The organism is Dorea longicatena, assembly GCF_025150085.1.
Taxonomy (GTDB): domain Bacteria; phylum Bacillota; class Clostridia; order Lachnospirales; family Lachnospiraceae; genus Dorea_A; species Dorea_A longicatena.
Map to the genome: position 1 here is coordinate 2044674 of NZ_CP102280.1, position 24735 is coordinate 2069408.

Sequence of the window (24735 nt, forward strand, 5' to 3'; positions counted from 1 at the left end):
CTCTAATCTGTAATTTGTTGTTTTATACAACTCATACTATTCTTCATCTTCTCTTTTCTTTCTCTTAAGTGAGAATCCTCCGATTCCGGCTCCGAGAGATGTTACTGCAAGTCCTAACCACGCAAACATGCTTGATGGATCTCCGGTCTTCGCAGCTTTTCCACTCTTCGTATTCGATGTGGATCCTGTCTTACCGGATTTGCCTGATGTACCGGTTGTTCCATTTGTATCGTTAACTTTCTGTCCTGCATCCTTTTTCACAAGTGCACTGATTGCTTTATTCAGCTTCTCAGTTGCTTTATCAACTGTATCCTGATCTTTCTTTTCTTTCAGTGCTGTGTCAGCCTCAGCCAGTGCTGACTGAAGTGCTTTCCAGCTGTCTGCTGTATAATCTGATTCGTTTAAAGCACCTGCTGCTTTCATTGCTTTTTCAAGTGCATCTGTTGATACTTCTTTCGTCGGCTCATCCGGTGTCGCTGCTTCCAGTGCGTCGATTGCTTTGTTCAGGCTGTCTGCTGCTTTATCAACTGTATCCTGGCTCTCTTTTGCTTCCAGTGCAGATTTCGCTTTTGTCAGCTCTGACTGAAGTGCTTTCCAGCTGTCTTTTGTATAATCTGATTCGTTTAATCCTTCTGCCTTTTCAATTGCTGCTGCAAGTTTCGTTATATCTACTTCAGATGGCGCCGGAGTTTCTCCCGGAACTTTGTATGTAAATGTAAGAGGTGTTGTATAACCAGTTGATGTAACCGTGATCTGGAATTCTGTTCCGGCCGCCGCATCTTTAAATGGCGCTGCATCTGTCACCAGCGTTCCGTCTTTATCAATAATCTTTACAGAACCTCTTCCACTTGCTGCATAATCGGTGCCGTTCACGTTTACAGATGTAATATTTCCGATATAAGTATTGAATGCTTCCTCATTACTGTTTTCTGCCACTGTAAGCTTTTTGTTATCTGCATCATATGTTGCCGGCATATCTGTTGTTGACAGAATGAATGTTGTTTTCAGATCTGCATATTTTCCATTTTTATCTTTTACTGTAAGTGTATATTTCCCCGGATTAATTGAAGAATCTGCTTTAAATGTTAATACATTGCCTTCTACTTTCACATTCAATCCTTCAACGGTGTATTCCGGATCAAAATCATCCCTAAGATTCAGCTCTATCGCCGTCTTACCAGCAGAAATATCTGCATCTGCAACCTTAACAGCATCCTCTGTTTTTGCAAATTTTACAGGGACATAAAGATCATTAACATCAATTGTATATAGACCATTTGTTGTATAATATTCAATACTGTCAATCGTCTTGCCCATCATAGATGCATAATGCGCTGAAGATGTCGGGCAACCATGTACTGACTCTGTATATCCAGTACTCCAAGCGAGCTCATTTCCTCTCCAGATGTTCTCCAGATGACGCATACCATAGGCAGTTCCATCTGTTGTCTTTACAACGACTGCATTTACATTAGAAGATGTAATCTTATCTTCCGGAAGTCCGTCCAGATTAAGCTGGTAATCTCCATAAGAAGACTGTGTTAACAATTCTGCCGTAACACCTGTCAGAGCTTCTGCTTTCTGTCCTTTAACCTCGCTGAATACAAGTTTTCCATCCTTGTCCATAGAAACTTCTTTGTAATTTGCAGGAGCCTCTGTCAATGAATAGTATGCATATGTCTCGTTTTCAAAAAGTGTATCTTTTCCTTCTAATGTTGTGGTAGATGTCTGTCCACGGTTCGTTACTGTAATATCAACTTTATCCGTATCTTTTACTTCTTTGTATTTTGTAAGATCTACGGAAGGATCTACTTTTACAGCAAATGTAATACCATCAATCTGTGATCCATCTGCATTTTCATGATAAGAACCACCTGCAAGTCCTGTGGTACGTGTCTTGTTCTTTGTTGCAGAAGTAAATACATCAACATCCACGTCATTGTTTGTTGTCTCTGATTTGTAGAATGCTGCATACGGGATGTTCATGAGAACATAAGTCTCTTTTTTCTCTGCTTTTACAAGTGCGTCGATTGCTGCATTCAGATGACTGGTTGCTTCATCAACTGTTGCCTGTGTATGTGGAGTTTTTATTTCATCTTTTGCTTCCTGAAGCTCTGTCTGCATTGCCGCCCAGCTGTCTGCTGTATAATCTGATTCCGTCAGACTTTCGGCTTTCTTAATTGCTGCTTCCAGATTTGTTGTACTGATCTCTTCTTTTGCATCTTTTACGATGTTTTCATCTTTTGCCTGGAAATTATATGTTACATCTTTATAACCCAGTGCTGAAATTGTAATTGTCCAGTATCCCGTTCCATCTGTTCCTTCCGGCAATGTACAACGCAGTGACTTGGTAAGTCCAAGCTGAATTCCCATTGATTTATGCATCCAGTTATCTGCTGCAAATTTTGTTCCGTATGTTGCTTTTGCATTCGTGTATGTACTGTCATCTCCATAGTATGTCCATTTTACACTCTGCATATTTGCTCCGAGGGCTCCGTAATTACCCGTCAGATCTACTCTTAAGAATTCTCCATAAGAGCCCTTTGCTTCTTTTACTGTAAGTCCTGCTTCTTCTGCTGTTGGTGCTGTTTTTAATTCCTGGCCTTCAATTCCAGATTCCGTTCCTGTCTCTTTTGCTGAGAAACTGAATGTTCCATCCGCATTCTTAGTTGCTGTCTTAAGTCCGTTTGTATTTGCTGTAACTTTTGCTTTCAGACCTTTGTATGACTGAAGTTTATTCTCGGCAAATCCTCCTGCAAGTTCTCCACCGTTTTCTACAACTTTGTATGCTTTGCAGAATGCTTCATAATCTTCTGCCGCTACTTTTACCGGTACATATTTCAGTCCTGTAACATCATATTTTGTCATCTTCGTTGTTGTTCCGTCTTCTTCGGTGATTGCTCCACGGTCAAATGTAATCGTTTTTCCATCTGTCAGAACAGCTTTCTTTGAATCTGTCCAATATGACACTTCATAAGATTTTCCATTTTCTGCCTCTATGGTTGCCGCACACTGATAACTTCCTCTGTGAAGTCCATGATTCACTGTTGGACGTGTTACGACATCAAATGCACCTTTATCTGACTCTCCTTTTGTATCCAATTCACTGGATGATGAACTGTCTCCTGCTGCCTGTACTCCTTCTGCTGCCCAGTATTCCGCCCAGCTAAGTCCTGCATAGACATATTTATATTCTTCTTTTACTGCTGCTTTCAAGTTATCAATTGCACTATCAAGATTTTTTTTCGCTGCATCGACTGTATCCTGAGATTTCTTTTCAGCGAGTGCTGTCTCTGCAGACGCAAGTGCTGTCTTTAACGTATTCCATGTCTCAGCTGTGTAATCACTTTCTTTTAATGCTTTTGCTTTCGTAATTGAAGCTTCCAGAGCTGCTGTATCTACAGTTGCTGCTGTACTTGCTTCTGGTGCTGACTGGATTGCTTCTAATGCCGCTTTTTTTATGGCATCAGATGATCTTGTTGCAGTAGATACGGTATCCCAACTATTAATTGTATCTTCTGTTGCTGACTGACCAGCTAATTTTGATTTTATTCCCTTTGATTTAGAATATGCTTTGTTAAAATATGAATCGTTACCAGACTCATAGCCATTTTCCGGAGTTACTACAATATCAGAAAACTTTCCATCTTTTACAGTCAAGGCTACTCGGACATCATATTCATTCCATTCATCTTCATCATCATCCTCTGTTCTTGTGACATGTGCAGTCTTCGTATATGTTCCATCTTTTGCCACCTGATCTTTCGTTACCGCCATCGCCGGTACCGCCGGACAAATGCTGGCTGCCATGGTTGCCGACATCGCAACTGCCATTACTTTTGTCTTCATTTCTTTCTTTTTCATAAAAGCCTCCTTAATGAAAATATTTATTATTAAGTTAGTATTTTCTAACTTATAATCAAAAAAAATTTTACTAATCAGACATGTGCATTTTCCACACATGTCTGCATATTATGTTATTTTATACTCCAAGCCAGATACATAATCCAAGTAATATCAATGCTCTTAAAATTGTAAACCAGATTTCATTGCCTCTGATCTTTTTCACTCCGCAGTGAATATTCTTCTTCGGACATGTATCTATACATTTCTGGCACTGGAAACAGTCGCCTTCTACTTTCCAGGAACCATCCGTCGGAAGTCCGATATTCGCCGGACATTTTCTGGAACATGCACTGCACTTTGGAATGCAGGATTCCCGGTCTCTGCGAAGTGCAAATATCGGTAACACCGGAACCAGTGAGAATACAGCTCCCATCGGGCAGAAATTTCTGCAGAAAAATCTTTCCTCCAGACACATTCCGACAATCAGAAATACCAGAATGACCAACCCTATGAGATATCCATTCAGTTTAAAATTTCCTGCATGTATCATAGAAAATACATCCCAAGGACTTGTTCCCTGTGCTTTACTGTATACACCGCCATAGCACATAAATACGATGATTACCAGGATCACATATTTCAGATATACAAGTCTGTCTGCAATCCGGTCCGGAATCTGCACCGGTTTCTTTTTCATCTTTTTGCAGATCAGTCTGTATAATGCATTCACTCCATCGCCAAGACTTCCAAATGCACAGGCAAATCCACAAAAGAATCTTCCGAAAACAGCAGTATATACACACACCACAATAAGTACAGTAACAAATGATGTCAGCGCTACTTTTTCACCCGCACCAATCTGTGTAAATATATATTTCACACCTGCAAATGCTGCCGTGTATACCGACGGAATAAAGATAAAATACAGCAATTGGATGATTGCCCTTATCCATATATGTATCTTTTTCAATTGTTTTGCATTCATTTATTTTACCGCCTTTTCTAATGCCTGTTTTGTCGCATTCTTAATTCCTGTAGAACTGAAAGTCGCACCGCTGATCGTATCTACTTCTGCACTTTGCGCATCCAGAATCTTCGGTATAATATCTTTCGCCATAGTCAGATAAGAACCATCTTCTCCGTCAGCAGAGACAATATTTACTTCCTTAATCTTCTGCTTTTTTACTATTACTTCCACTTTAACAGTTCCACCAAATCCATCCGCTTCTCCGGTATATGTCCCGTCTTTATAAGAACCGTTTTTTGAATCCTCATCTTCTAAACTTTCCGTATTTTCGATTTTGGCATTCAGTTTTGCAATTTCCTCATCTTTTGCTCTGACTTCCAGCACGGAATTATATCCCAATATCAACCCGACGATCACTACAGCACTCATCAGGCGCATCCAGAATTCTCTCATTCTTCTCTCTCCTTTAACTCAGTCTCTTTTTACTGTCTTTTTGCAGAAAGCAAGGCGTTCTCACATGCATCCAGGATTGCTTTTGAAGTACAGGTTGCACCCGATACTGCATCAATTCCTTCTGTATTACCTTTCTCGATCAGCTGGCTTGTCACACCTTTTTTATTCGGTGTTCCGTTTGCAGCGCGAAGGATATATCTGTCATTCGATGAATCTCCGTCCCCTTTTACATCAGTAACAGCAACAATCTTGTCATCCCGCACTGTCACTTTCAATGTCAGATTATAAGCCGTGAAATCTTCATCTTCATCTGGTCTGCACAGCGCACGTCCTTCATAGATACCATTTTTATATACTGTAGTATCATCTTCGCCATCATCTTTTTTCTCCAGCAGTGCCAGTGCCTGGTTCAGATTCTCAAGAGCCTGATCCACATCTTCCTGACTGATCTCTGTCTTATCTGCATCAAGCAGCTTCTGTGCGTCTTCCATTCTGGTCTTAAGAACCGCATAGGTTGCTTCTGTATAATCCTCTTGTTTCAGTTCTTCTGCTTCTTTCATCGCTTTTTCAAGTTCTGAAGTATCAGCTTCTTCCTTATCCGGCTCCGTTGTCTGTCCGTTTGTTACCTTTTCTGCTTCTTTTAATGCATTCTTCACTGCATTTATGAGACCATTTGAACTGTAAGTTGCTCCGGATACTACGTCCACATCCGTACTCTGTTTTTTCATAATATTTTTTACTACATCCATTGCACGGTTAAAGAATTTTTCATCATCATGATTCTTTGTTACGAGTACTGCCTTGATTGATTTATCCTGAAGAACCACCGCTACTTCTATCTCACCGTTATACCCTTCTGCCGTTCCGTAATAAATACCTTCTTTATACGGGAAATTGCCTTTGACAGTCGTATTGTCTTCTGTCTTAGAAGTATCTTCCGTCTTCGCATTCACAGACTGTGAATTACCGCTTACTGCAGCCTGACGGAGTGCATCTCTTACTGCACTCTTAATTCCGTTCGAACTGTAAGTCGCCCCGGAGATTACATCTACATTTGTACTCTGCGACGAAATAATATTGCCGATCAATGCTTTTGCACGATTCAGATAACTGCTGTCATCATGATTCTCCACAACCTCAATAGACGCAATCTTTCCTCCGCTGATCACAACCTTGACTTTCAAAGTTCCCCCGAATCCGGTTCCTGTTCCATAATAGGTTCCATCTTTATACGCTGCCGCATCCTGTACATCAGCCAGTGACAGTGCACTTCCCTGTGCCGCTGCATTTCCGGACTGGGACTCTCCCGTCTCTCCACTGTCTTTTTCTCCTGTCAATGCATTCTTCACCGCACTGATAATGCCATTAGAGCTAAATGTTGCGCCAGACACCACATCCACATCCAGCGTCTGTCCTGCAATGATCCTGTCTATCACTGCTTTTGCACGGTTAAAGAACGCTGCATCGTCCGAAGAACTTAAGATATCGATTGCCGTAATCTGTTTATCTTTGATCGTTACCGCAACAGTCACCTCGCCGGCATAACCGGTTCCTGTTCCTTTATAGATTCCGTCCGCCAGATCAAAAGAACCTTTTGCCTTGCTTTCTGTCTTCTTCGCTTCCTCGGCATCCGTTGTCTTTGTCTCTTTCGTCTGTGCCTGAGCTTCATAAACCGGTGCCTGATAGCCGCTTAATGACACCCCGATACAGGCTGCAACTACAATCGCCGAGGTAGCCGGTGCACCCTGTTTTATTTTTTTGATCACTTTTTCTTTGTCCATATCTTCCGCCTCTACTTTTTCATTACATTTACCTTATAATCCGATTGAAAATCATCCGCGATCCCTTCTGATACGTATAATTGTTCGTCATCCGTAAGCAGAATCACATCAAATTTATCGTTATACTTCTTCCAGAATTTCTCCGCTTTCTCTTTTCCCATGATAAAAAGTGAAGTAGATAATCCATCCGCAAGTGTTCCGTCATCACTTACGATCGTTACCGAAGTCAGTCCGTTCTCTGCCGGATAACCGGTAGACGGATCAATAATATGATGATATTTCTTCCCATTTTTTTCAAAGTATCTCTCATATCCGCCCGATGTGATAACCGCCTTGTCCTTTGCCTGCAGGATTCCAAGATAATTTCCGTCTTCATCCGGACTTTCTACCGCAACTTTCCATGCGCTTCCATCTGGTTTTGCACCAAGAAGCTGTACATTTCCTCCAAGACTTACCAGACCGCTCGTCACACCGCACTTTTTATAAATCTGCATAATCCTTGAAGATGTATATCCCTTCGCAATGCCTCCGAAATCAATTTTCACATTCTTAGGCAGCGTGATTTTTTTTGTCTTTTTGTCGTATTGGATCTTCGATGCATCTACATTCTTCAGTAACGCACTCAGTTCATCCTCCGCAGGGATCCGGTAATTCTCCGTTGTAAATCCCCATGCATCCATGACCGGATAGATGGATATGTCAAATACTCCTTTTGTCTGTTTATATATTTTTTCAGAGCGTTCATACAAGTACGCCGTGTCATCCGAAACAACAGCTTCCCCGTTTTGATTTAATTTGTACACTTCACTGTTTTCATTTCCGGTAGACAACATTCCATCCAGTCGTTTGATCTCTGTCTCAGCTTTATCTACTGCTTCAGATGCATGCTCTCCATATGCTGTTACCGTCATATACGTATCCATCGCAAATATATCGCGACTCTGCTTTTCTTCACTGGATTTTTCGGAATTTTCACTTTTGGAATCTTCTTTTTTATCTGTCTGCGTCTGTGTTGTCTTGGCGGATGCCGTACTGTTTCCACATCCAACGGTTCCCATCGACACCGCCACACATAAAATGGCTATTACAATCTTTCTTTTCATTCTTTATCCTCTATATCTATAGTTATTTTCATCTACCAATAGTTAGTCTGTATTATTTTCAATTTCACTCTTCTAACTCAATAAATGTACCATATGTTTTTTTCTGCTTCAATTCTTTTTTTGATATTGATATTTATTATCATTTATTTTCACTGTTGATTTTCCACCAAAAAAGCGCAAAAAAATATCCTGAAATCTTTGATTCTTTCAAAAATTTCAGGATATCAGTGGACCTGGCGGGAGTTGAACCCGCGTCCGAAAGCCCATCCATTCGAGCATCTCCCATCACAGTCATTATATCAACATTCCCTCCATGCGGCACCTAATGACAGGTTCCTCACTTTAGTAGCTTCATAAATTCTTCCATCCCCTCAAAGCTTTGGGAACGAAGTGCTCCGCCTGTTTGAAGCCGGTGACCCGAACAGCGGATGATCCGGGGCCGACTGCGGCCTAATTAGGCTGCGTACGCTAATTCTGTATTGTCTGCGTTTATATTTAAGTGGAACTTTTAACGTAGTGTCCCGCTACGGATGGCTTCTCCAACTTCCAGACCCCCGTCGAAACCAGTACAAGCCCTGATTGTAATGCTTTTCTGGTTTGCAGACTGTCTTTACGTAAATTTAATTATAGTCTTAATCAATTTCATTTGTCAAGCCTCTCACCTAATAAAATTTGAGATAATACAGATAATTGGCAACTCCTTCCGAATACATGACAGTGAAAAGAGACATATTCGAACTTCTATTCTATATGCCTCTTCTCACTATACATAATAAACCACCATATTGTTGTAAACTTTTTTCTTACTCTACATCTTTCAATGCATCATAATCTTCTTCGCCGGTACGAACCTTGACAACCTTCTGTACATTGTAAACGAATATTTTTCCGTCTCCGACATGTCCGGTATAAAGAGTTCTCTTCACAGTCTCAATCACTTTGTCTACCGGAATGCTTCCTACGATAACTTCTACTTTAACCTTTGGAAGTACGGTTACATCCATCTCAACTCCACGGTATTTCTCACCGGCACCTTTCTGAACACCACATCCCATAACCTGTGTGACTGTCATTCCTGTTACTCCAAGATCATTGAGTGCAGTTTTCAGTTTTTCATATCTTGAAAGTTTGGCAATGATAACAACTTTATGTATTCCAGTCTCAGGATCTACAGGAGCAGTTACTTTGACAGATGCAGCTCTCTGTGCTTCTGAAGCTTCATCATAATCATTTTCTCCAAGCTCTGTATTCTCATTGATATTCATGCTTCCTTCTGTGATATCCATCAGACTGAAACCTGCATATGCAGATGCCAGACCATGTTCTTTCACATCCAGACCTACAATCTCTTCTTCTTCTGTTACTCGAAGACCTACCGTCTTATCGATAATCTTAAATACGATCGTCATGGTTATGATCGTCCATGCCATTACGGTTACTACACCAAGCAGCTGTAAACCAAGCTGGTGGAATCCGCCGCCGTAGAACAGACCTTTCAATGTGCACTCTGGTGCTGTTTTTGTTGCAAAGAGACCGACTGCGATCGTTCCCCAGATACCATTTAAGCAATGAACTGCAACTGCTCCGACCGGGTCATCTACATGAGCAACATTGTCACAGAACCATACACCAAATACAACCAGAAGTCCGGCTACCACACCGATGATGATCGCACCTGTTGCATCAACGACATCACAAGGTGCAGTGATTGCTACCAGACCTGCAAGTGAAGCATTCAGACACATCGATACATCCGGTTTGCCATATCTAAGCCATGTAAATATCATACATACAACCGTTGCGATTGCCGGTGCGATCGTTGTTGCCATAAAGATCGATGCAAGCTGTGGACCTGTCGTAGCGGCAGCTCCGTTGAATCCATACCATCCAAACCAGAGGATGAAACATCCAAGTGCACCGATTACAATGTTATGTCCAGGGAATGCATGTACCTTTGTTACTTTTCCATCTTTATCTCTGGTAAATTTACCAATTCTGGCTCCTTCCAGTGCGGCTCCGATAAATGCTGTTGTTCCACCAACCATGTGGATTGCACAGGAACCTGCAAAATCATGGAATCCTAAACTTGCAAGCCATCCACCGCCCCAGATCCAGTGTGCCTCGATCGGATATACAACAGCGGAGATCACTGCGGAATAAATACAATAAGATAAGAATTTGGTACGTTCTGCCATTGCTCCGGATACGATGGTTGCCGTTGTCGCACAGAACACCAGGTTAAATACAAAATTGGACCAGTCAAAATTTGCATAATCGGTAAAAATTCCAAGTGTCGGAGTTCCGATAAATCCGCCAAGTGCATCTTCACCAAGCAAAATTCCAAATCCCAATGGGATAAATACACAAGTTCCTATACAAAAGTCCATCAGGTTCTTCATAATAATATTGCCGGCATTCTTCGCTCTGGTGAATCCTGCCTCTACCATTGCAAATCCAGCCTGCATGAAAAATACAAATGCTGCACCGATCAGGAACCAGATTCCAAATACCTGTGTGCCTACGGCATCCTGTATCGCCGATAATACTTCTTTCGTCATAATGTCTCCTCCTTCATCCTTCAGATGTCCGATAACGAAAAAGAGTGTGCACTTCCGTGGTCGACTCACGAAAATGTACACACCCTTGTGCTATCCTTTTATATAAAAGAAAAAGCGCCTCGAAATGATTCTTTCGAAGCGCCCTTGCTTTTATGTCCCGTAGTTTAACGCTGTGAACTTTTTTTGTCAAGGAAATTTCTGACATTTTTCTGACGTCACACACAATTTCGTTTAATTATCACAACAGGATCTTATTTTTCTTATATTTTTTCTACATTATTCCAGACCAAGAATTTCTCCAAGTACTTCTATAATAATTTCATTGGTGCAGGATTTTACAAATCCCATCATATGTAATGAGATCTCATCCTGCTTCTGAGCTTCCGTCAGTTCCGGATTTCTGTTCGTTTCATTAATAAGCTGTACCAGATGTGGTGTCAGCTCCTCGTAGGTCTCTAATGTTGTCTGGGTAACCAGATTTCTTAATTCTTCTTTCTTTGTAGGTACCATTCTTTTCTCCTATCTGAGTTTCATCTTGAAATCACGTTCTGCTTCACGTCTCTGATCCTTTTTGGCGATATCCTGACGTTTATCATATAATTTCTTACCTTTTGCCAGACCAATCTCCACCTTTACAAGGCTGCCTTTGAAATATACTTTCAATGGAACGATTGCCATTCCCTTTTCCTTCGTTTTACCGATCAGTTTATTGATCTCTGATTTATGAAGGAGTAATTTTCTGACTCTGAGTGGGTCTTTATTAAAGATATTTCCCTTTTCATATGGACTGATATGCATACCGTAGATAAAGACTTCTCCATTTTCAATACGGATAAAGGATTCTTTGATACTGCATTTTCCCATACGGAGTGACTTTACTTCTGTTCCGTGCAGAGCAATTCCTGTCTCGATCTTATCCAGGATAAAATAATCATGATATGCCTTTTTATTATTTGCTACCATCTTGTCATTACTCTTCGCCATCTCCGGCACCTCCCTGATTCACAATCTTAAAATCAATCGTACGCATCAGACGATCTGCATCCAGCACCTGTACTCTTAAGGCTTCTCCCAGTTTGTACACTTTCCGTGTATGCATTCCTATCATCTCATAACGTTCTTCATTGTATTCATAATGATCATCGGTCATGTTTGTTACATGGACCAGACCTTCTATCGTATTCGGAAGCTCTACATACATACCCCATTTAGTAATTCCAGAGATCACACCGTCGAATTCCTCTCCGATATGTGCCTGCATGTATTCCACCTTCTTAAGTTTGATTGTCTCTCGTTCTGCCTCATCCGCGCGACGTTCCATCTCACTGGAACGCTTTGCAACTTCCGGAAGGATCGACTGGTAGTGTTCAATCTTACTTTCATTCATTCTTCCCCGCAGGTTATCCTTAATGATCCGATGGATCTGAAGATCCGGATATCTTCGGATCGGAGAAGTAAAATGCGTATAATAATTCGCCGCCAGTCCAAAATGTCCGTCATTCTCTGCCGTATACTTCGCCTGTTTCATCGAACGAAGTGCCAGACGGCTGATCATTGCCTCTTCCGGTGTATCTTCCACTTTCGTTAGCAACTTTTGTATTTCTTTTGGTCTAATTTCATTAACTCCAATATGCATTGAATACCCGAAATTATTGATAAATGTTGCCAGTGTACGGATCTTTTCTTCATCTGGTGCTTCGTGGGTACGGTATACAAACGGAAGCTCCTGCCAGTAGTAATCTTCTGCAACCGTCTCATTTGCCAAAAGCATGAAATCCTCGATAATCTTCGTTGCAACATTTCTGTCATATGGTTTAATATCGATCGGCTTTCCATTCTCATCCAGGATCATCTTCGTCTCTGGGAAATCAAAATCAATGGAACCGCGTTTCTTCCTTCGGGCTCTTAAAATACCCGAAAGCTCCTGCATCCGTTCGAACATCGGAACCAGTTCTTTGTATTCTAAGATCTCCGCTTCATCATGATCCGTCAGAATCTTCTTTACGCTGGTATAGGACATTCTGCGATCCACATGAATTACTGTCTCAGCGATCTCATGTGCGATCACATCACCAGACGGATCCACTGTCATGATGCAGCTGAGTGCAAGTCTGTCCTCTCCTGCATTGAGTGAACACATTCCATTCGAAAGTGTATGTGGAAGCATCGGGATCACACGGTCTACCAGATATACACTTGTACCCCTTTCCAGTGCCTCTCTGTCAAGTGCACTGTTCTCCTGCACATAATTCGTCACATCTGCAATATGCACGCCCAGAATATAATTTTCTCCCTCTTTTACAAGGGATACCGCATCATCCAGATCCTTTGCATCTTCTCCGTCAATCGTGACCATCTGCCAGTCACGCAGATCCTTTCTTCCATTCATGTCAGCTTCGCTGACCGGTTTTGCAACACGCTCTGCCTGTCTTAATACTTTATCCGGAAATTCTACCGGGAGGTTATACCCTTTTACGATCGACATGATATCTGTTCCCGGATCATTCAGATGACCGATGATCTCCACGATCTTTCCTTCCGGTTTCTTTCCATTCTCTCCATAAGAGGTCAGCTCCACTACAACTTTGTGTCCATCCACTGCCCCTCTTGATTTTTCAATCGGTACAAATATGTCCTGATCCAGTCTCTGGTTATCCGGAATCACGAACCCAAACTTCTTTCCCGGCTTCATGCGGTAAAGTCCGACTACTTTTGAAAGCCCCCGCTCCAGGATCTTCACGATCTTTCCTTCACGGCTTCTTCCTTCCGGTTCTTTTGTAAGTACGATCTCAACATGATCTCCGTCAAATGCACCACAGGTATCATCCGCACCGATGAATACATCCTCTGAATCTCCTTCGTCCAGCACTACAAAGCCAAATCCCTTAAGACTTGCCCGGAACACACCGGTCAGACGCTTTGCATGTCCCCTGCAGTATTTTCCTCTCTTGGAAAGATATATCTTTCCTTCCTGCTCCAACGCTTCCAGGATCTGTCTTAACTCATCTCTGTCTTCTTTTGCCACGCGAAGAAGCATTGCCAGTTCCTTGAATTTCATCGGTGTATATAAATCATCACAGATCAGATCATAGACAACTTTTTTTCTTTTATCAAATTTCTTACTCATATCTCTATGCTCCCCTGCATATTCTGTGTTCCAAAAAGGGACACTCCCATACAGGAGTGTCCCTTTCATCTTCTAAAAATATGCTCTATCCTATGCAAATACTTTTAAATTCAACACTGCTGCCAGTACAATAAACAGAATCGCAAGGAATTTTGTCGACTTCACCAGTGCACCTTCCATAGAACGTCCCTTGTTCTGTCCCCAGTAAGTATCAGCGATACCACTAATGGCACCAAGCCCTGCTGACTTACCTTCCTGCATCAGTACGATAACTGTTAAAGCGATACAGTCTATTGCAAATATTATCATTAATACAATCTTCAAAATGTCCACTATTCACACCTCCTGCGGATAAACCACATATATTCTATCACAGGATGGACGATAAGGCAAGCTAATCTCTTTCGAAATCTTGTGTCAGACAGCATTATATCTGTACATTTTCTATTTTTTCTTCGAATGGGTTCTGATATACAGCCACATCCCCCAGTCTTTCCTCTATCCGCAATAATTGATTATACTTTTCCACCCGTTCCGAACGGCATGGAGCTCCTGTTTTGATCTGCCCTGCATCTGCCGCCACTGCGATATCTGCAATGAACGAATCGGCAGTCTCGCCCGAACGGTGTGAGATTACCGTCTTATATCCGGCATTCTGCGCCATCTTTACTGCTTCAAAGCTCTCCGTCAGTGTCCCGATCTGATTCACTTTGATCAGTATCGCATTCGCCGCTTTTCTTCTGATCCCTTTGGCAAGTCTTCTGGTATTCGTCACAAACAAATCGTCTCCTACCAGCTGCACCCGCTCTCCGAGCCTGTCCGTCAGCGTCTTCCAGCCTTCCCAGTCATCTTCATCCAATGGATCTTCAATGGATACAATCGGATATTTTTCTATGATATCTTCGTAATAATCAATCAGTTCTTCTGCCGAACGGACGATCTTATATCCTTTTTTCTTTGCCTCACCGTCGAATACATATTTCTTAAAATTCTTATCATATAACTCGGATGCTGCTACGTCCAATGCGATAGCTATCTCTTCGCCTGGCTTATATCCGGCCTTTTCCACCGCTTTTACCATCAAACGCAAGACCTCATCTGCATTGTGAAGATCCGGTGCAAATCCTCCTTCGTCTCCTACTGCAGTACTGTATTCCAGCGTTTTCAAAACTCTCTTCAGCTCATGATATACTTCCGCACACATCTGAAGTCCGGTCTTAAAATCTTTCGCCCCTACCGGCATAATCATAAATTCCTGAATATCAATCGTATTATCCGCATGTCTTCCGCCATTCATGATATTCATCATTGGAACCGGAAGTTTTTTCACATTTGTGCCGCCAAGATACGAATACAGCGGAAGTCCCAACGCCCCGGCCGCCGCTCTTGCAGCCGCCAGCGAGACTCCAAGCATGGCATTGGCACCAAGATTGGATTTGTTCTTTGTTCCGTCAAGCCTGACCATCGCCTGATCGATCGCTGCCTGATCCAGTACATTCATGCCGATCACTTCCGGCGCAATCCTTGCATTGACATGATCTGCCGCCTGCTGCACGCCCAGGCCTCCATATCGTTCTTCTTTATCCCGTAATTCAACTGCTTCATATTTTCCGGTCGATGCACCGGACGGAACACTTGCTCTTCCGCAGAATTCATCTCCGGCAAGTACTTCCACTTCTATCGTCGGATTTCCTCTCGAATCAAGTATTTCTCTTGCGTATACATCCGTAATGGGTAAATACTTATACATTATTTCTATCCTCCTCTTTATAGAAGATAGTATGTTCCGATCCGAAGCAAAACATTCAGTTTTTAATCTGAATCACACTCTTTTGCACTATTATATATAAAAATTAATACAATTCTTTATAAATCTCTGCCATCTGCTGCCAGGTCAGTTTCACATAGCTTTGATTCAGAAGTCTCTGCTGTGTCTCTTCAACTGTCTTCGCAAAGCTCTCGATTTCTTCTTCCTTCATTCCATATTCATGTAACGGTTTTCTTGCAATGATCTGATCCAGAAGTTTCTCAATCTTGGTATATACTTCATCTGATTTGCACTTTAAAATATTGCTTAAGAAATTATTTAGTTTCTTTATTCTGCCATTTGGATCTAATTTCTGATATTTTGCGAATACAGCTGTCAGGAACTGATAGTTCGCTTCTCCATGTGTGACATGATACACGCCACTCAGAGGATAAGACATGGCGTGCACCGCTCCTGTTCCTGCATTGCCGAATGCAATACCGGCAAGATTGCTTGCTGTCAGGAAATCATCCAGCAGATTCATTCTGTATTCTTCCCCATGTTCAGCAATCTTCCGGAATCCTTCAATGATCATCTCCATTGCCTTCATACTGAACATCTGTGTATATAAAGTTGCTTTCGGCGATACATAGGATTCAATCGCATGAATGAACGCATCAATCGCACTTGTCGAAAAAAATGAATACGGAAGACCGGTCAGAAGCTCCGGAATCAGCACTGCACGATCTGCATAGATCTCATCGACAGCAAGTCCCATCTTTGTATGTAACTTCGTAAACTCTGCAATTGATACATTGGAAACTTCCGAACCGGCACCACAAGTCGTCGGCACTGCGATCAGAGTCTTCTCTCTTTTAAGCGGTACCTTCCTTCCAAAGATCTCTTCGGCGGTGTAATTTCCTGCAAGCACCAGGATCTTCGCCATATCGATAACAGCTCCTCCTCCGATTGCAATAATTCTGTCACAATCCGTCTTACGGAAATCTGCCAGCAATGCATCGATCATCACATCTGTAGGCTCGCCTTTTCCATATTTACTTTTAAATTCCACATGTGCTTCCAGCCCAAGTGGTGCAAAATATGTCTCATATGTACTTTTACTTGCAAGAATAAAATCATTCTTACCTATATTATATTCTTCTGCGAAATCTTTTGCGTGTTCAAATTTCTGTACTTCTGCCTTCTGCCAAAAAAGCTTCATTTTTTCTTATCCTCCCGGTCATTTTTCTGAATATTTTGTCTCTTAATAATATACCACCAATACGTTGACTTTTCCAGACACGAGCGTTACAATCATTGAGGATATGAAAGATTTCTTTCATATCCAAATAATTACAAAAGGAAAACTGGGGAATTTTTCAAATGAAAGAACATTTAAAAAACTTTGCACTACTCACTGGCAGTACACTGATCATGGCAGTGGGTATTTACTTTTTCAAGTTCGCCAACAACTTCACGTTTGGCGGTATCACCGGTTTTGCGGTACTCGTTGCCAAGTTCACTCCTCTTTCGGCCAGTGATTTTTCCTTCATTGCGAATATGCTCCTTCTGATCATAGGGCTTTTCGTTCTCGGGAAAAAATTTGCTGCACAGACTGCATACAGTAGTATCCTACTTTCTGTCACGCTGTCCGGACTGGAACGTATCTATCCAATGAGCCACCCGCTTACCAACGAACCATTGCTGGAACTGATCTTTGCGATTGTACTTCCTGCCATCGGTTCGGCCATTCTGTTCAATATCGGAGCATCCAGCGGGGGCACGGATGTTATTGCCATGATATTGAAGAAATACACCAGCGTTGACATCGGAAAAGGCTTGCTTGCTTCCGATATCTTATTCACAATCGCCGGTTTCTTCGTATTTGATATTAAGACGGGTCTTTATTCACTGCTCGGTCTTACGATGCGTTCGACACTGATCGACAGTCTGATTGAAAGTCTGAACCGCTCGAAGTATTTCCACGTGGTATGCAGCGAGCCGGAACCAATCTGTGAATTTATCAAAAATGACCTGAAACGAGGTGCAACAATCGTACTCGCCCAGGGTGCATTCACAGGCGATGACAAATATATCATCCTGACTGTACTTAGTCCAAATGAAGCAATCAAGCTTCGTAATTTCATAAAAGCTCATACAACTGGTGCATTCTTACTGATATCCAATACCAGCGAGATTATAGGAAAAGGGTTCCACTCTGTGTAGTGAAACCCTTTATTTTTTCTCCGTATTCTCAATGTCCAACAGATCCAGGATTGAATGTGACATCATATACTGATAAAATTCCATTACATCTCCCGCCGAAATATTTTTGCTTTCCCGGATAAGCCAATATTTCAGTCCATTCACCAATGATATTGCATGAAATTCCAGAAATACCTTTTCGTCGACGTGTGGCATATTTCTTAAGTGTTTTAACGGATGATGCTTTACCAAAATTTCTTCCATATGGAAAACCTGTCCATACAGCATCTCCTCAAAGGAATTCTGCCCTGTTACTTCAAATACCTTTTCGTAATAAGTCTTGTCTTCTCCAAATCTCTGGAACAAAAGCTGCAGAGACTCCATTCCATGTTCCTGCTCCATAAGTTCTGAGACTTCTTTAAATACGTCTTCCCACAGAAGCCATTCCATCACTTCGTATTTGTCCTGAAAATAATTATAGAACGTCGGACGTATCACCCCTGCTGCATCTGTGATCATCTTGATCGTCAGTTTTTCAAATCCTTTTTTCGCCACCAGTTCTTTAAATTTTTCTCCCAATAGTGCTTTTGTTAATTCACTTTTGCGCTCCATCTCATCACCTTAATTTTTCTCAGATAACTTGTAGTAAATTATTATACCCCTGCTATCCGGCAAAATCTACCGTCAAATTGCTCCATTTTTTACGTATAATAATGGAGAATTACGTCGAAACTGGCAAGTAAAAGGAGTGCTCCCCCGACCCAGTATGCACGTCTGTTTTCTTTCAGTCCCAGTCTGTATCCTGCAAATATACCGATTACCGCTTCCAGAACCGTTACCGGGAATAACACCAATGACTCTTCGATCATGGCTGTATCCAGGAATCCAAGTCCCATTCCGACAAAGAACGCATCGACACTCGTTACCAGTGCAAGAAGCGTTGTTTTCTTCCATTCGATCTCATCTTTTCTGCGTTCCAACACCTTCTTTTTACGGATTCCTTTGAGGATCATATAGATGCCAAGTGCCGCAAAGATCAGCACTGTCAGACCTTCCCATCTGTCAGCCGCCGTCTTCGTTCTGGTAATAGACAGTAACGGCAACAATGTGATCAGGTTTCCAAGTACCAGTACCCCAAGCTGGATACCGCCAAACAGAACGCTTAAGAGGACCAGATTCTTCCATCTGATCTTTGAAAATCCGGCTCCCATATAGGCCGCCGCCACAAATACATCGATCGATAATCCAACGGATACAATCAACAGTTCCATCGTTGACAATTGCATCGCCTTCTTTCTTTTCTCCTATTTTAGCCTATTTAGAATCGTTTTTGAAGAAACAAATGCTATATAGATACCGAAATCGTACTACATTTTCCTCTATTTGTATAAAAACCAAATATACTCGATATATAAATATGATATATAGTAACTCCCGTAACTCTTTTATTCCTGAATACTTTGGTATCTAAAAAACGAGAAAGCTACGCTCTTACGTAACCTTCCCGCTTTCTGCGACATATATAGTATCAACTTTAGGATGTGTCTCTTATATTATATCCCGATTAGTGATGGAATAAACGGATTCCGGTAAATGACATCACCATATCATATTTATTACATGTTGCAATTACATTGTCATCACGTACGGATCCACCCGGCTGTGCAATGTATTTTACACCACTCTTATGCGCACGCTCGATATTATCCCCAAATGGGAAGAATGCATCTGATCCAAGTGCAACATCGGTCAGTTTGTCCAGCCATTCTCTCTTGGCTTCTCTTGTGAATACTTCCGGTTTTTCTTTGAAGATTGCCGGCCATGCATCGTCTGCAAGCACGTCCATGTAATCGTCTCCCATATAGAGATCGATCGCATTGTCTCTGTCTGCACGTCTGATTCCATCCACGAATGGAAGATTCATAACCTGCGGTGACTGTCTGAGCCACCAGTTATCTGCTTTGCCTCCTGCAAGACGTGTACAATGGATTCTGGACTGCTGTCCTGCACCGATACCGATTGCCTGTCCGTCTTTTACGAAACATACAGAGTTGGACTGTGTATATTTTAATGTAATCATAGAGATTGCCAGATCAATCTTAGCCTGCTCTGTCAGTTCTTTGTTCTCTGTCACGATATTTGAGAAGAAATCATCGTCAATCTTTAATTCATTTCTTCCCTGCTCAAATGTAACACCGAATACCTGCTTGTGTTCGATTGGAGCCGGTACATAATCCGGATCGATCTGGATTACATTGTAGTTTCCTTTTTTCTTTGCTTTTAAGATTTCCAGCGCTTCCGGTTCATATCCAGGAGCGATCACACCATCGGATACTTCACGTTTGATCAGTTTGGCAGTATCCACGTCACATACATCAGACAGAGAAATAAAATCTCCGAAAGAAGACATACGGTCTGCGCCTCTTGCTCTTGCGTATGCAGATGCAAGCGGAGATAATTCTCCGAGATCATCTACCCAGTAGATCTTTGCAAGCGTATCACTCAGTGGAAGTCCGACTGCGGCACCTGCAGGAGATACATGCTTGAATGATGTAGCTGCCGGAAGTCCGGTTGCTTTCTTTAACTCACTTACAAGCTGCCATCCGTTAAATGCATCCAGGAAATTGATATATCCCGGTCTTCCATTCAGAACCTTGATCGGCAGTTCACTTCCGTCTTCCATATAGATTCTGGAAGGTTTCTGGTTCGGATTACATCCATATTTCAGTTCTAATTCGTTCATATCTATTCTCCTTATCGATTCCTCTTACTGGTTCTTATTGATGATCTTTGTCTCATATGTACCTGTCGCGATATCAATATAGCGTACGAATAATGATACTTTGTTGTCCGCATTCAGGCTGTTCCATAAGCTGTCGGCAAATGCATCCATATCATCCGGAATTGCGATCAGTTTTGGTTCTCCTTCAAAGCTCGGAAGCGGATTGCCGTCACATTTGTATGTATGGATGAAATGTCCTTCTCCTGCTGCAGGATTCTCATATGCAAATGTATAACGGTTGCAGCTTTCCGGATTGCCGTTGTTGCTCTTTAGGATTGACATTGCGTAGTTAAATGTTCCATTTTCAATATGCATAACACCAGAAATTCTAGGTGTGTAGTTCGGTCCGTCTGGTTCGAATTCACGGCTTCTGAGTGACTGTTCAAATGTAAGCTGCTTGTCCATGCCCTCGTAGATGGTATCTGTCTGATCTCCGTTAGTTACGATCGTCTTGTTGCCAAGTACTCGTACCGGTGCATAAATGATCAGGCTTGGATCAGTCAGTTTGGATGGATCAAATGCCTGTGTGCGGATGCCTTCCCCTTCTTCTACAAACACACGGTTACGGCTGTTCTCACTTCTTCCCATAATAAAGTAAGCAGTTACAGCTTTGGTCCCATCTGCACTCTTTCCTATAATAATGCCACGTCCCGGGTAAGAATTGCCCTGCAGTTCCTTCTCGATTGATAACATTTCCATGAATACATCTCCTTTTCCTATGTGGTTTTGAACGTTTCTATCCCTATTATATATAAAACCTTCTTATTTTTCCACCCCTTTTTATAAGTATAATTAAAAAAGTTCGTTTTTTTATAAGTACAATTTACAATTTGAAGCACAAAAGCGACATATATTATAATTCGGAGAACAAGATTTATTTTATGAAAAGGGGGATTTCTCATGAAACATCTACATGTACTCGCACTGCCTTGTCTTATGGCCGCTCTTCTGCTTTCCGGCTGCAGCCAGATTTGAATCCGGCACTTATTACTCCATTGATGAAGCCTCCCGTGCACTGGTAGAAAAGCTTGAACATTACGCAGCTTCCCCGGTCTATGGAGACGAGACAACAACAGATATTTCCTTAAACGGACATACGCTATCAGATTCCGGTAATGAAGATTCCGAACTGCAAAAATTAGGAACTATCATTTGCCCAATGCCTGAATAAACGCTGATTCTTTTTGCATGGCAATTGCCAAAATACGACAATATACGATTAATGTCGCATTTGCTTGAATCTGAAAATCAAAAGTTTTAAGATAAGGTAACTGCAAAGAGAATATAATGCAGTAAAATGAGGAGGTAACACTATGAATGTTGTAGACACAGTAAAAAACGCCGCCTTTGCTTCCGCTATTCAGGCAGCACTTAACTACATGGATAAGGATCCTGAAACTAATATTCCAAAGGTTATGAGTATCGTTGACAAGGCTGCACCAGAAGGCTGGTATGAAAGTCAGCGTAATGCGATCCGTCAGGGTATCGCCGAAAAAGGTAATTGGTATCAGCTTGCACAGAAAGTATGGGAGCTGGATCCAGGTGTACGAAAAACTTTCTTTACAAACTTTATTGTTAACGCTTCTTTGAAGGGTTCTGCTCTTCAGAAGGAAACCGAGGAAAAAGAAGACTGTAATGTTCCTTGGGCGATTTTATTAGATCCGACTTCAGCCTGTAACCTGCACTGTACCGGATGCTGGGCTGCAGAATACGGACATAAACTGAATCTTTCTCTCGAAACGATCGATGACATCGTAACACAGGGAAAGAAACTTGGTACATACATGTATATCTATACCGGTGGGGAACCAATGGTACGTAAAAAAGATATCATCACAATCTGCGAACGTCATCCTGACTGTGAATTCTTATCTTTCACAAATGGTACACTGATCGATGAAGAATTCTGTCAGGAAATGTTAAGAGTTAAGAACTTCGTTCCTGCAATCAGTCTGGAAGGATTTGAAACTGCCAATGACGGACGCCGTGGTCCTGGTGTGTTTGATAAAGTAAAACATGCTATGCAGTTATTAAAAGAACACAACCTTCCATTTGGTATCTCAACCTGTTATACAAGTATGAACTACAAAGATATCACAAGTGAAGAATTCTACGATATGATCATCGAAGCCGGTGCTTTATTCATCTGGTTCTTCCACTATATGCCAGTTGGAAATGACGCCGCTCCGGAACTTATGCCAAATCCAGAGCAGAGAAAAGCTGTATACGAACGTATCCGTGCTTTCAGAAGCTCCAAACCAATCTTCAGTCTGGACTTCCAGAATGATGCGGAATACATCGGCGGATGTATCGCGGGCGGACGTTACTACCTGCACATCAATGCAGCCGGAGATGTGGATCCTTGTGTATTCATCCATTATTCGAATGCCAATATCCATGAAGTCAGTCTTCTGGATGCATTAAAGAGTCCAATCTTCCAGGCATACCGAAAAGGACAGCCATTCAATGACAACATGCTGCGCCCATGTCCAATGCTTGAGAATCCGGAATGCTTACCAAAGATGGTAAAAGAGACCGGTGCTCACTCTACCGATCCACAGTCACCGGAAGATGTACAGCATCTTTGCGATAAATGTAAGCCTTACGCTGAGGCCTGGACGAAGATGGCTGATAAGCTTTGGGTGGAGAGACAGACAGCGAAGAAGTAATTTTCTATTTAATTAATTATCGTCTCCTCTCAGTCCATGAGAAAAACTTGGTGCTCTATTTGCTACTAAGATTCCGTGATGTAAGAAAATCTAAGGATGTCCAAATCTCCTAAAAGCAAAGGCATTCCACTCATAACTCGCTTCGCTCAAACAATTCGTTCCATGCCTTTAACGGAGATTTGAACATCCTAAGTTTTTCTAAACATCACTCCATATACGCGACAAACAGAGCACCAAGTCTTTCTCATGTCGTGATTGGCCAATGATAATGAATTCAATAGATGGATTGTAACCGTTGTGTAGCCGGAAAGTTGTGGTGGAAGCCTTGATTTTCCGGATTTTTTGTACACTTTCGGTATCACGCCGGTTACGCTTCCACTATTGAATCATTACTGTATGCGATAACGTAAGGAAGAAAAGGGAAAGAGTCCCGCTGCGTGCATATGAGATCATGGTTAGTATTTCTTAAGCATCAAAATTGGCCGTTAGCAGTCAAAAAATCATTGTCTGAGCTTGCGAGTTATGTTTTTTTGACTGCTGCTTTTAGGACAATTTTGATGCTTTAGAAATACTCCATGATTGAATCAGCACGCAGCGGGACTCTTTCCCTTTTCTTCCGGCCGGGTATCAACCGCTTAATGCATTAAATAGAAAATCTCCCCCGCATCTCAAACCCATGATCCATCGGTCCGCTTCCTTTTCCCAGATCTAACATGGCTTCCAACGCCCCGCTGATATACTCTTTCGCGCGGTGAATAGATTCTTCCAGAGAATATCCTTTTGCCAGATTGGATGCGATTGCGCTGGATAAGGTACAGCCGGTTCCGTGAGTGTTCGGGTTGTTGATTCTTTTTCCGTGGAACCATGTTGTTTCTCCATCCTGGTATAGGAGATCATTCGCATCATTCAGGCTGTGTCCGCCTTTGCATAAGACTGCACAGTGATACATTTCATGAATCTTCTTTGCTGCTTCCACCATATCATCTTCTGATCTAATCTCCATTTCTGCAAGAACTTCTGCCTCTGGGATATTCGGTGTGATCACAGTTGCCATTGGCAGCAGCTGTGTTTTTAATGTATCAATCGCGGTTTCACTGATCAGTCTGGATCCGCTTGTTGCTACCATCACTGGATCAACTACGATATTCTCCAGATGGTACTCTTTTAGTTTCTTTGATATCATTTTTATTAACTCTTCTGATGACACCATACCGATTTTCACTGCATCCGGACGGATGTCTGTGATAACTGCGTCCAACTGTTGTTCTAGAAATTCCGGAGATACTTCCATGATTCCGGTTACTCCGGTTGTATTCTGGGCTGTCAGTGCGGTGATTGCACTCATTGCGTAGACTCCGTTTGCCTGCATCGTCTTGATGTCTGCCTGAATTCCTGCACCTCCACTTGAATCACTTCCGGCGATTGTAATTGCTGTCTTTTTTTTCATAAGTTCTGCCCACTCTCTACAATACCAGTCTACTTCTCTCTGAACCTCTT

At 42.0% G+C, this 24735-nt stretch carries 20 protein-coding genes and 1 other RNA gene; 3 read left to right on the forward strand and 18 right to left on the reverse strand.

The genetic code is table 11. The features are described from left to right. Positions 1–36: 36 nt before the first annotated feature. The 13 genes from NQ508_RS09745 to NQ508_RS09810 all read right to left on the reverse strand — a co-directional run bounded on the left by NQ508_RS09745 (position 37) and on the right by NQ508_RS09810 (position 16804). Positions 37–3864, reverse strand: coding sequence for a penicillin-binding Tp47 domain C-containing protein (locus tag NQ508_RS09745; RefSeq protein ID WP_049940526.1), 3828 nt, complete (start codon positions 3862–3864; stop codon positions 37–39). Between the two features lie 118 nt (positions 3865–3982). After that, positions 3983–4831 (reverse strand): 4Fe-4S binding protein, encoded by an 849-nt coding sequence (locus NQ508_RS09750; protein WP_006428093.1) that lies wholly within the window; start codon positions 4829–4831, stop codon positions 3983–3985. Continuing rightward, positions 4832–5266: an FMN-binding protein gene (locus NQ508_RS09755; protein ID WP_006428092.1), complete on the reverse strand. Its 435-nt coding sequence runs from the start codon at positions 5264–5266 to the stop codon at positions 4832–4834. A gap of 29 nt (positions 5267–5295) precedes the next feature. Beyond that, positions 5296–7047, reverse strand: coding sequence for an FMN-binding protein (locus NQ508_RS09760; RefSeq protein WP_006428091.1), 1752 nt, complete (start codon positions 7045–7047; stop codon positions 5296–5298). An 11-nt stretch (positions 7048–7058) separates the two neighbouring features. Next, the gene (locus NQ508_RS09765; protein WP_006428090.1) at positions 7059–8150 is read right to left on the reverse strand and encodes an FAD:protein FMN transferase; all 1092 of its coding nucleotides are present in this window, start codon (positions 8148–8150) and stop codon (positions 7059–7061) included. A gap of 225 nt (positions 8151–8375) precedes the next feature. Next, positions 8376–8726, reverse strand: a transfer-messenger RNA (tmRNA) gene (gene ssrA, locus NQ508_RS09770). 227 nt (positions 8727–8953) lie between these two features. Next, a complete protein-coding gene (locus NQ508_RS09780; RefSeq protein ID WP_006428088.1) occupies positions 8954–10708 on the reverse strand; it encodes an ammonium transporter in 1755 nt (584 codons plus the stop codon). A 276-nt stretch (positions 10709–10984) separates the two neighbouring features. Further along, on the reverse strand, positions 10985–11218 hold the full coding sequence (locus NQ508_RS09785) for a hypothetical protein (protein ID WP_006428087.1): 234 nt from the start codon (positions 11216–11218) through the stop codon (positions 10985–10987). A 9-nt stretch (positions 11219–11227) separates the two neighbouring features. Beyond that, positions 11228–11692, reverse strand: coding sequence for an SsrA-binding protein SmpB (smpB, locus tag NQ508_RS09790; RefSeq protein ID WP_006428086.1), 465 nt, complete (start codon positions 11690–11692; stop codon positions 11228–11230). Further along, positions 11679–13835 carry a ribonuclease R gene (gene rnr, locus NQ508_RS09795; RefSeq protein ID WP_044920284.1) on the reverse strand — a complete coding sequence of 719 codons (2157 nt, stop codon included), beginning with the start codon at positions 13833–13835 and terminating at the stop codon, positions 11679–11681. Before rnr ends, smpB begins: the two co-directional genes overlap by 14 nt. 90 nt (positions 13836–13925) lie before the next feature. After that, positions 13926–14168: a preprotein translocase subunit SecG gene (gene secG / locus NQ508_RS09800; protein ID WP_022415780.1), complete on the reverse strand. Its 243-nt coding sequence runs from the start codon at positions 14166–14168 to the stop codon at positions 13926–13928. Positions 14169–14262: 94 nt separating this feature from the next. After that, positions 14263–15585: a phosphopyruvate hydratase gene (gene eno, locus NQ508_RS09805; protein WP_006428083.1), complete on the reverse strand. Its 1323-nt coding sequence runs from the start codon at positions 15583–15585 to the stop codon at positions 14263–14265. Positions 15586–15688: 103 nt separating this feature from the next. After that, positions 15689–16804 carry a 4-hydroxybutyrate dehydrogenase gene (locus NQ508_RS09810; protein WP_006428082.1) on the reverse strand — a complete coding sequence of 372 codons (1116 nt, stop codon included), beginning with the start codon at positions 16802–16804 and terminating at the stop codon, positions 15689–15691. 161 nt (positions 16805–16965) lie between these two features. Between NQ508_RS09810 and NQ508_RS09815 the strand changes: the two genes are divergently transcribed. Further along, positions 16966–17808: a YitT family protein gene (locus tag NQ508_RS09815; RefSeq protein WP_006428081.1), complete on the forward strand. Its 843-nt coding sequence runs from the start codon at positions 16966–16968 to the stop codon at positions 17806–17808. A gap of 9 nt (positions 17809–17817) precedes the next feature. On the opposite strand, the gene NQ508_RS09820 is transcribed toward NQ508_RS09815, so the two are convergent. The 4 genes from NQ508_RS09820 to NQ508_RS09835 all read right to left on the reverse strand — a co-directional run bounded on the left by NQ508_RS09820 (position 17818) and on the right by NQ508_RS09835 (position 21268). Further along, on the reverse strand, positions 17818–18399 hold the full coding sequence (locus NQ508_RS09820) for a TetR family transcriptional regulator (RefSeq protein ID WP_006428080.1): 582 nt from the start codon (positions 18397–18399) through the stop codon (positions 17818–17820). An 89-nt stretch (positions 18400–18488) separates the two neighbouring features. Further along, positions 18489–19073 carry a manganese efflux pump MntP gene (locus NQ508_RS09825; RefSeq protein WP_028086849.1) on the reverse strand — a complete coding sequence of 195 codons (585 nt, stop codon included), beginning with the start codon at positions 19071–19073 and terminating at the stop codon, positions 18489–18491. Between the two features lie 278 nt (positions 19074–19351). Further along, positions 19352–20530, reverse strand: a complete 1179-nt coding sequence (locus tag NQ508_RS09830; protein WP_006428078.1) for a phosphoribosylaminoimidazolecarboxamide formyltransferase — start codon at positions 20528–20530, stop codon at positions 19352–19354. 24 nt (positions 20531–20554) lie between these two features. Beyond that, positions 20555–21268 (reverse strand): IMP cyclohydrolase, encoded by a 714-nt coding sequence (locus NQ508_RS09835; protein ID WP_006428077.1) that lies wholly within the window; start codon positions 21266–21268, stop codon positions 20555–20557. A gap of 214 nt (positions 21269–21482) precedes the next feature. Here NQ508_RS09835 and NQ508_RS09840 point away from each other — a divergent pair, with 214 nt between their 5' ends. Both NQ508_RS09840 and NQ508_RS09845 read left to right on the forward strand, forming a co-directional pair. Then, positions 21483–21740, forward strand: coding sequence for a hypothetical protein (locus tag NQ508_RS09840; RefSeq protein WP_006428075.1), 258 nt, complete (start codon positions 21483–21485; stop codon positions 21738–21740). A gap of 142 nt (positions 21741–21882) precedes the next feature. After that, positions 21883–23238 carry a radical SAM/SPASM domain-containing protein gene (locus NQ508_RS09845; protein WP_006428074.1) on the forward strand — a complete coding sequence of 452 codons (1356 nt, stop codon included), beginning with the start codon at positions 21883–21885 and terminating at the stop codon, positions 23236–23238. Positions 23239–23881: 643 nt separating this feature from the next. Here the strand turns inward: NQ508_RS09845 and thiD are convergent. Continuing rightward, the gene (gene thiD, locus NQ508_RS14445) at positions 23882–24685 is read right to left on the reverse strand and encodes a bifunctional hydroxymethylpyrimidine kinase/phosphomethylpyrimidine kinase (protein ID WP_044920142.1); all 804 of its coding nucleotides are present in this window, start codon (positions 24683–24685) and stop codon (positions 23882–23884) included. Positions 24686–24735 lie beyond the last annotated feature (50 nt).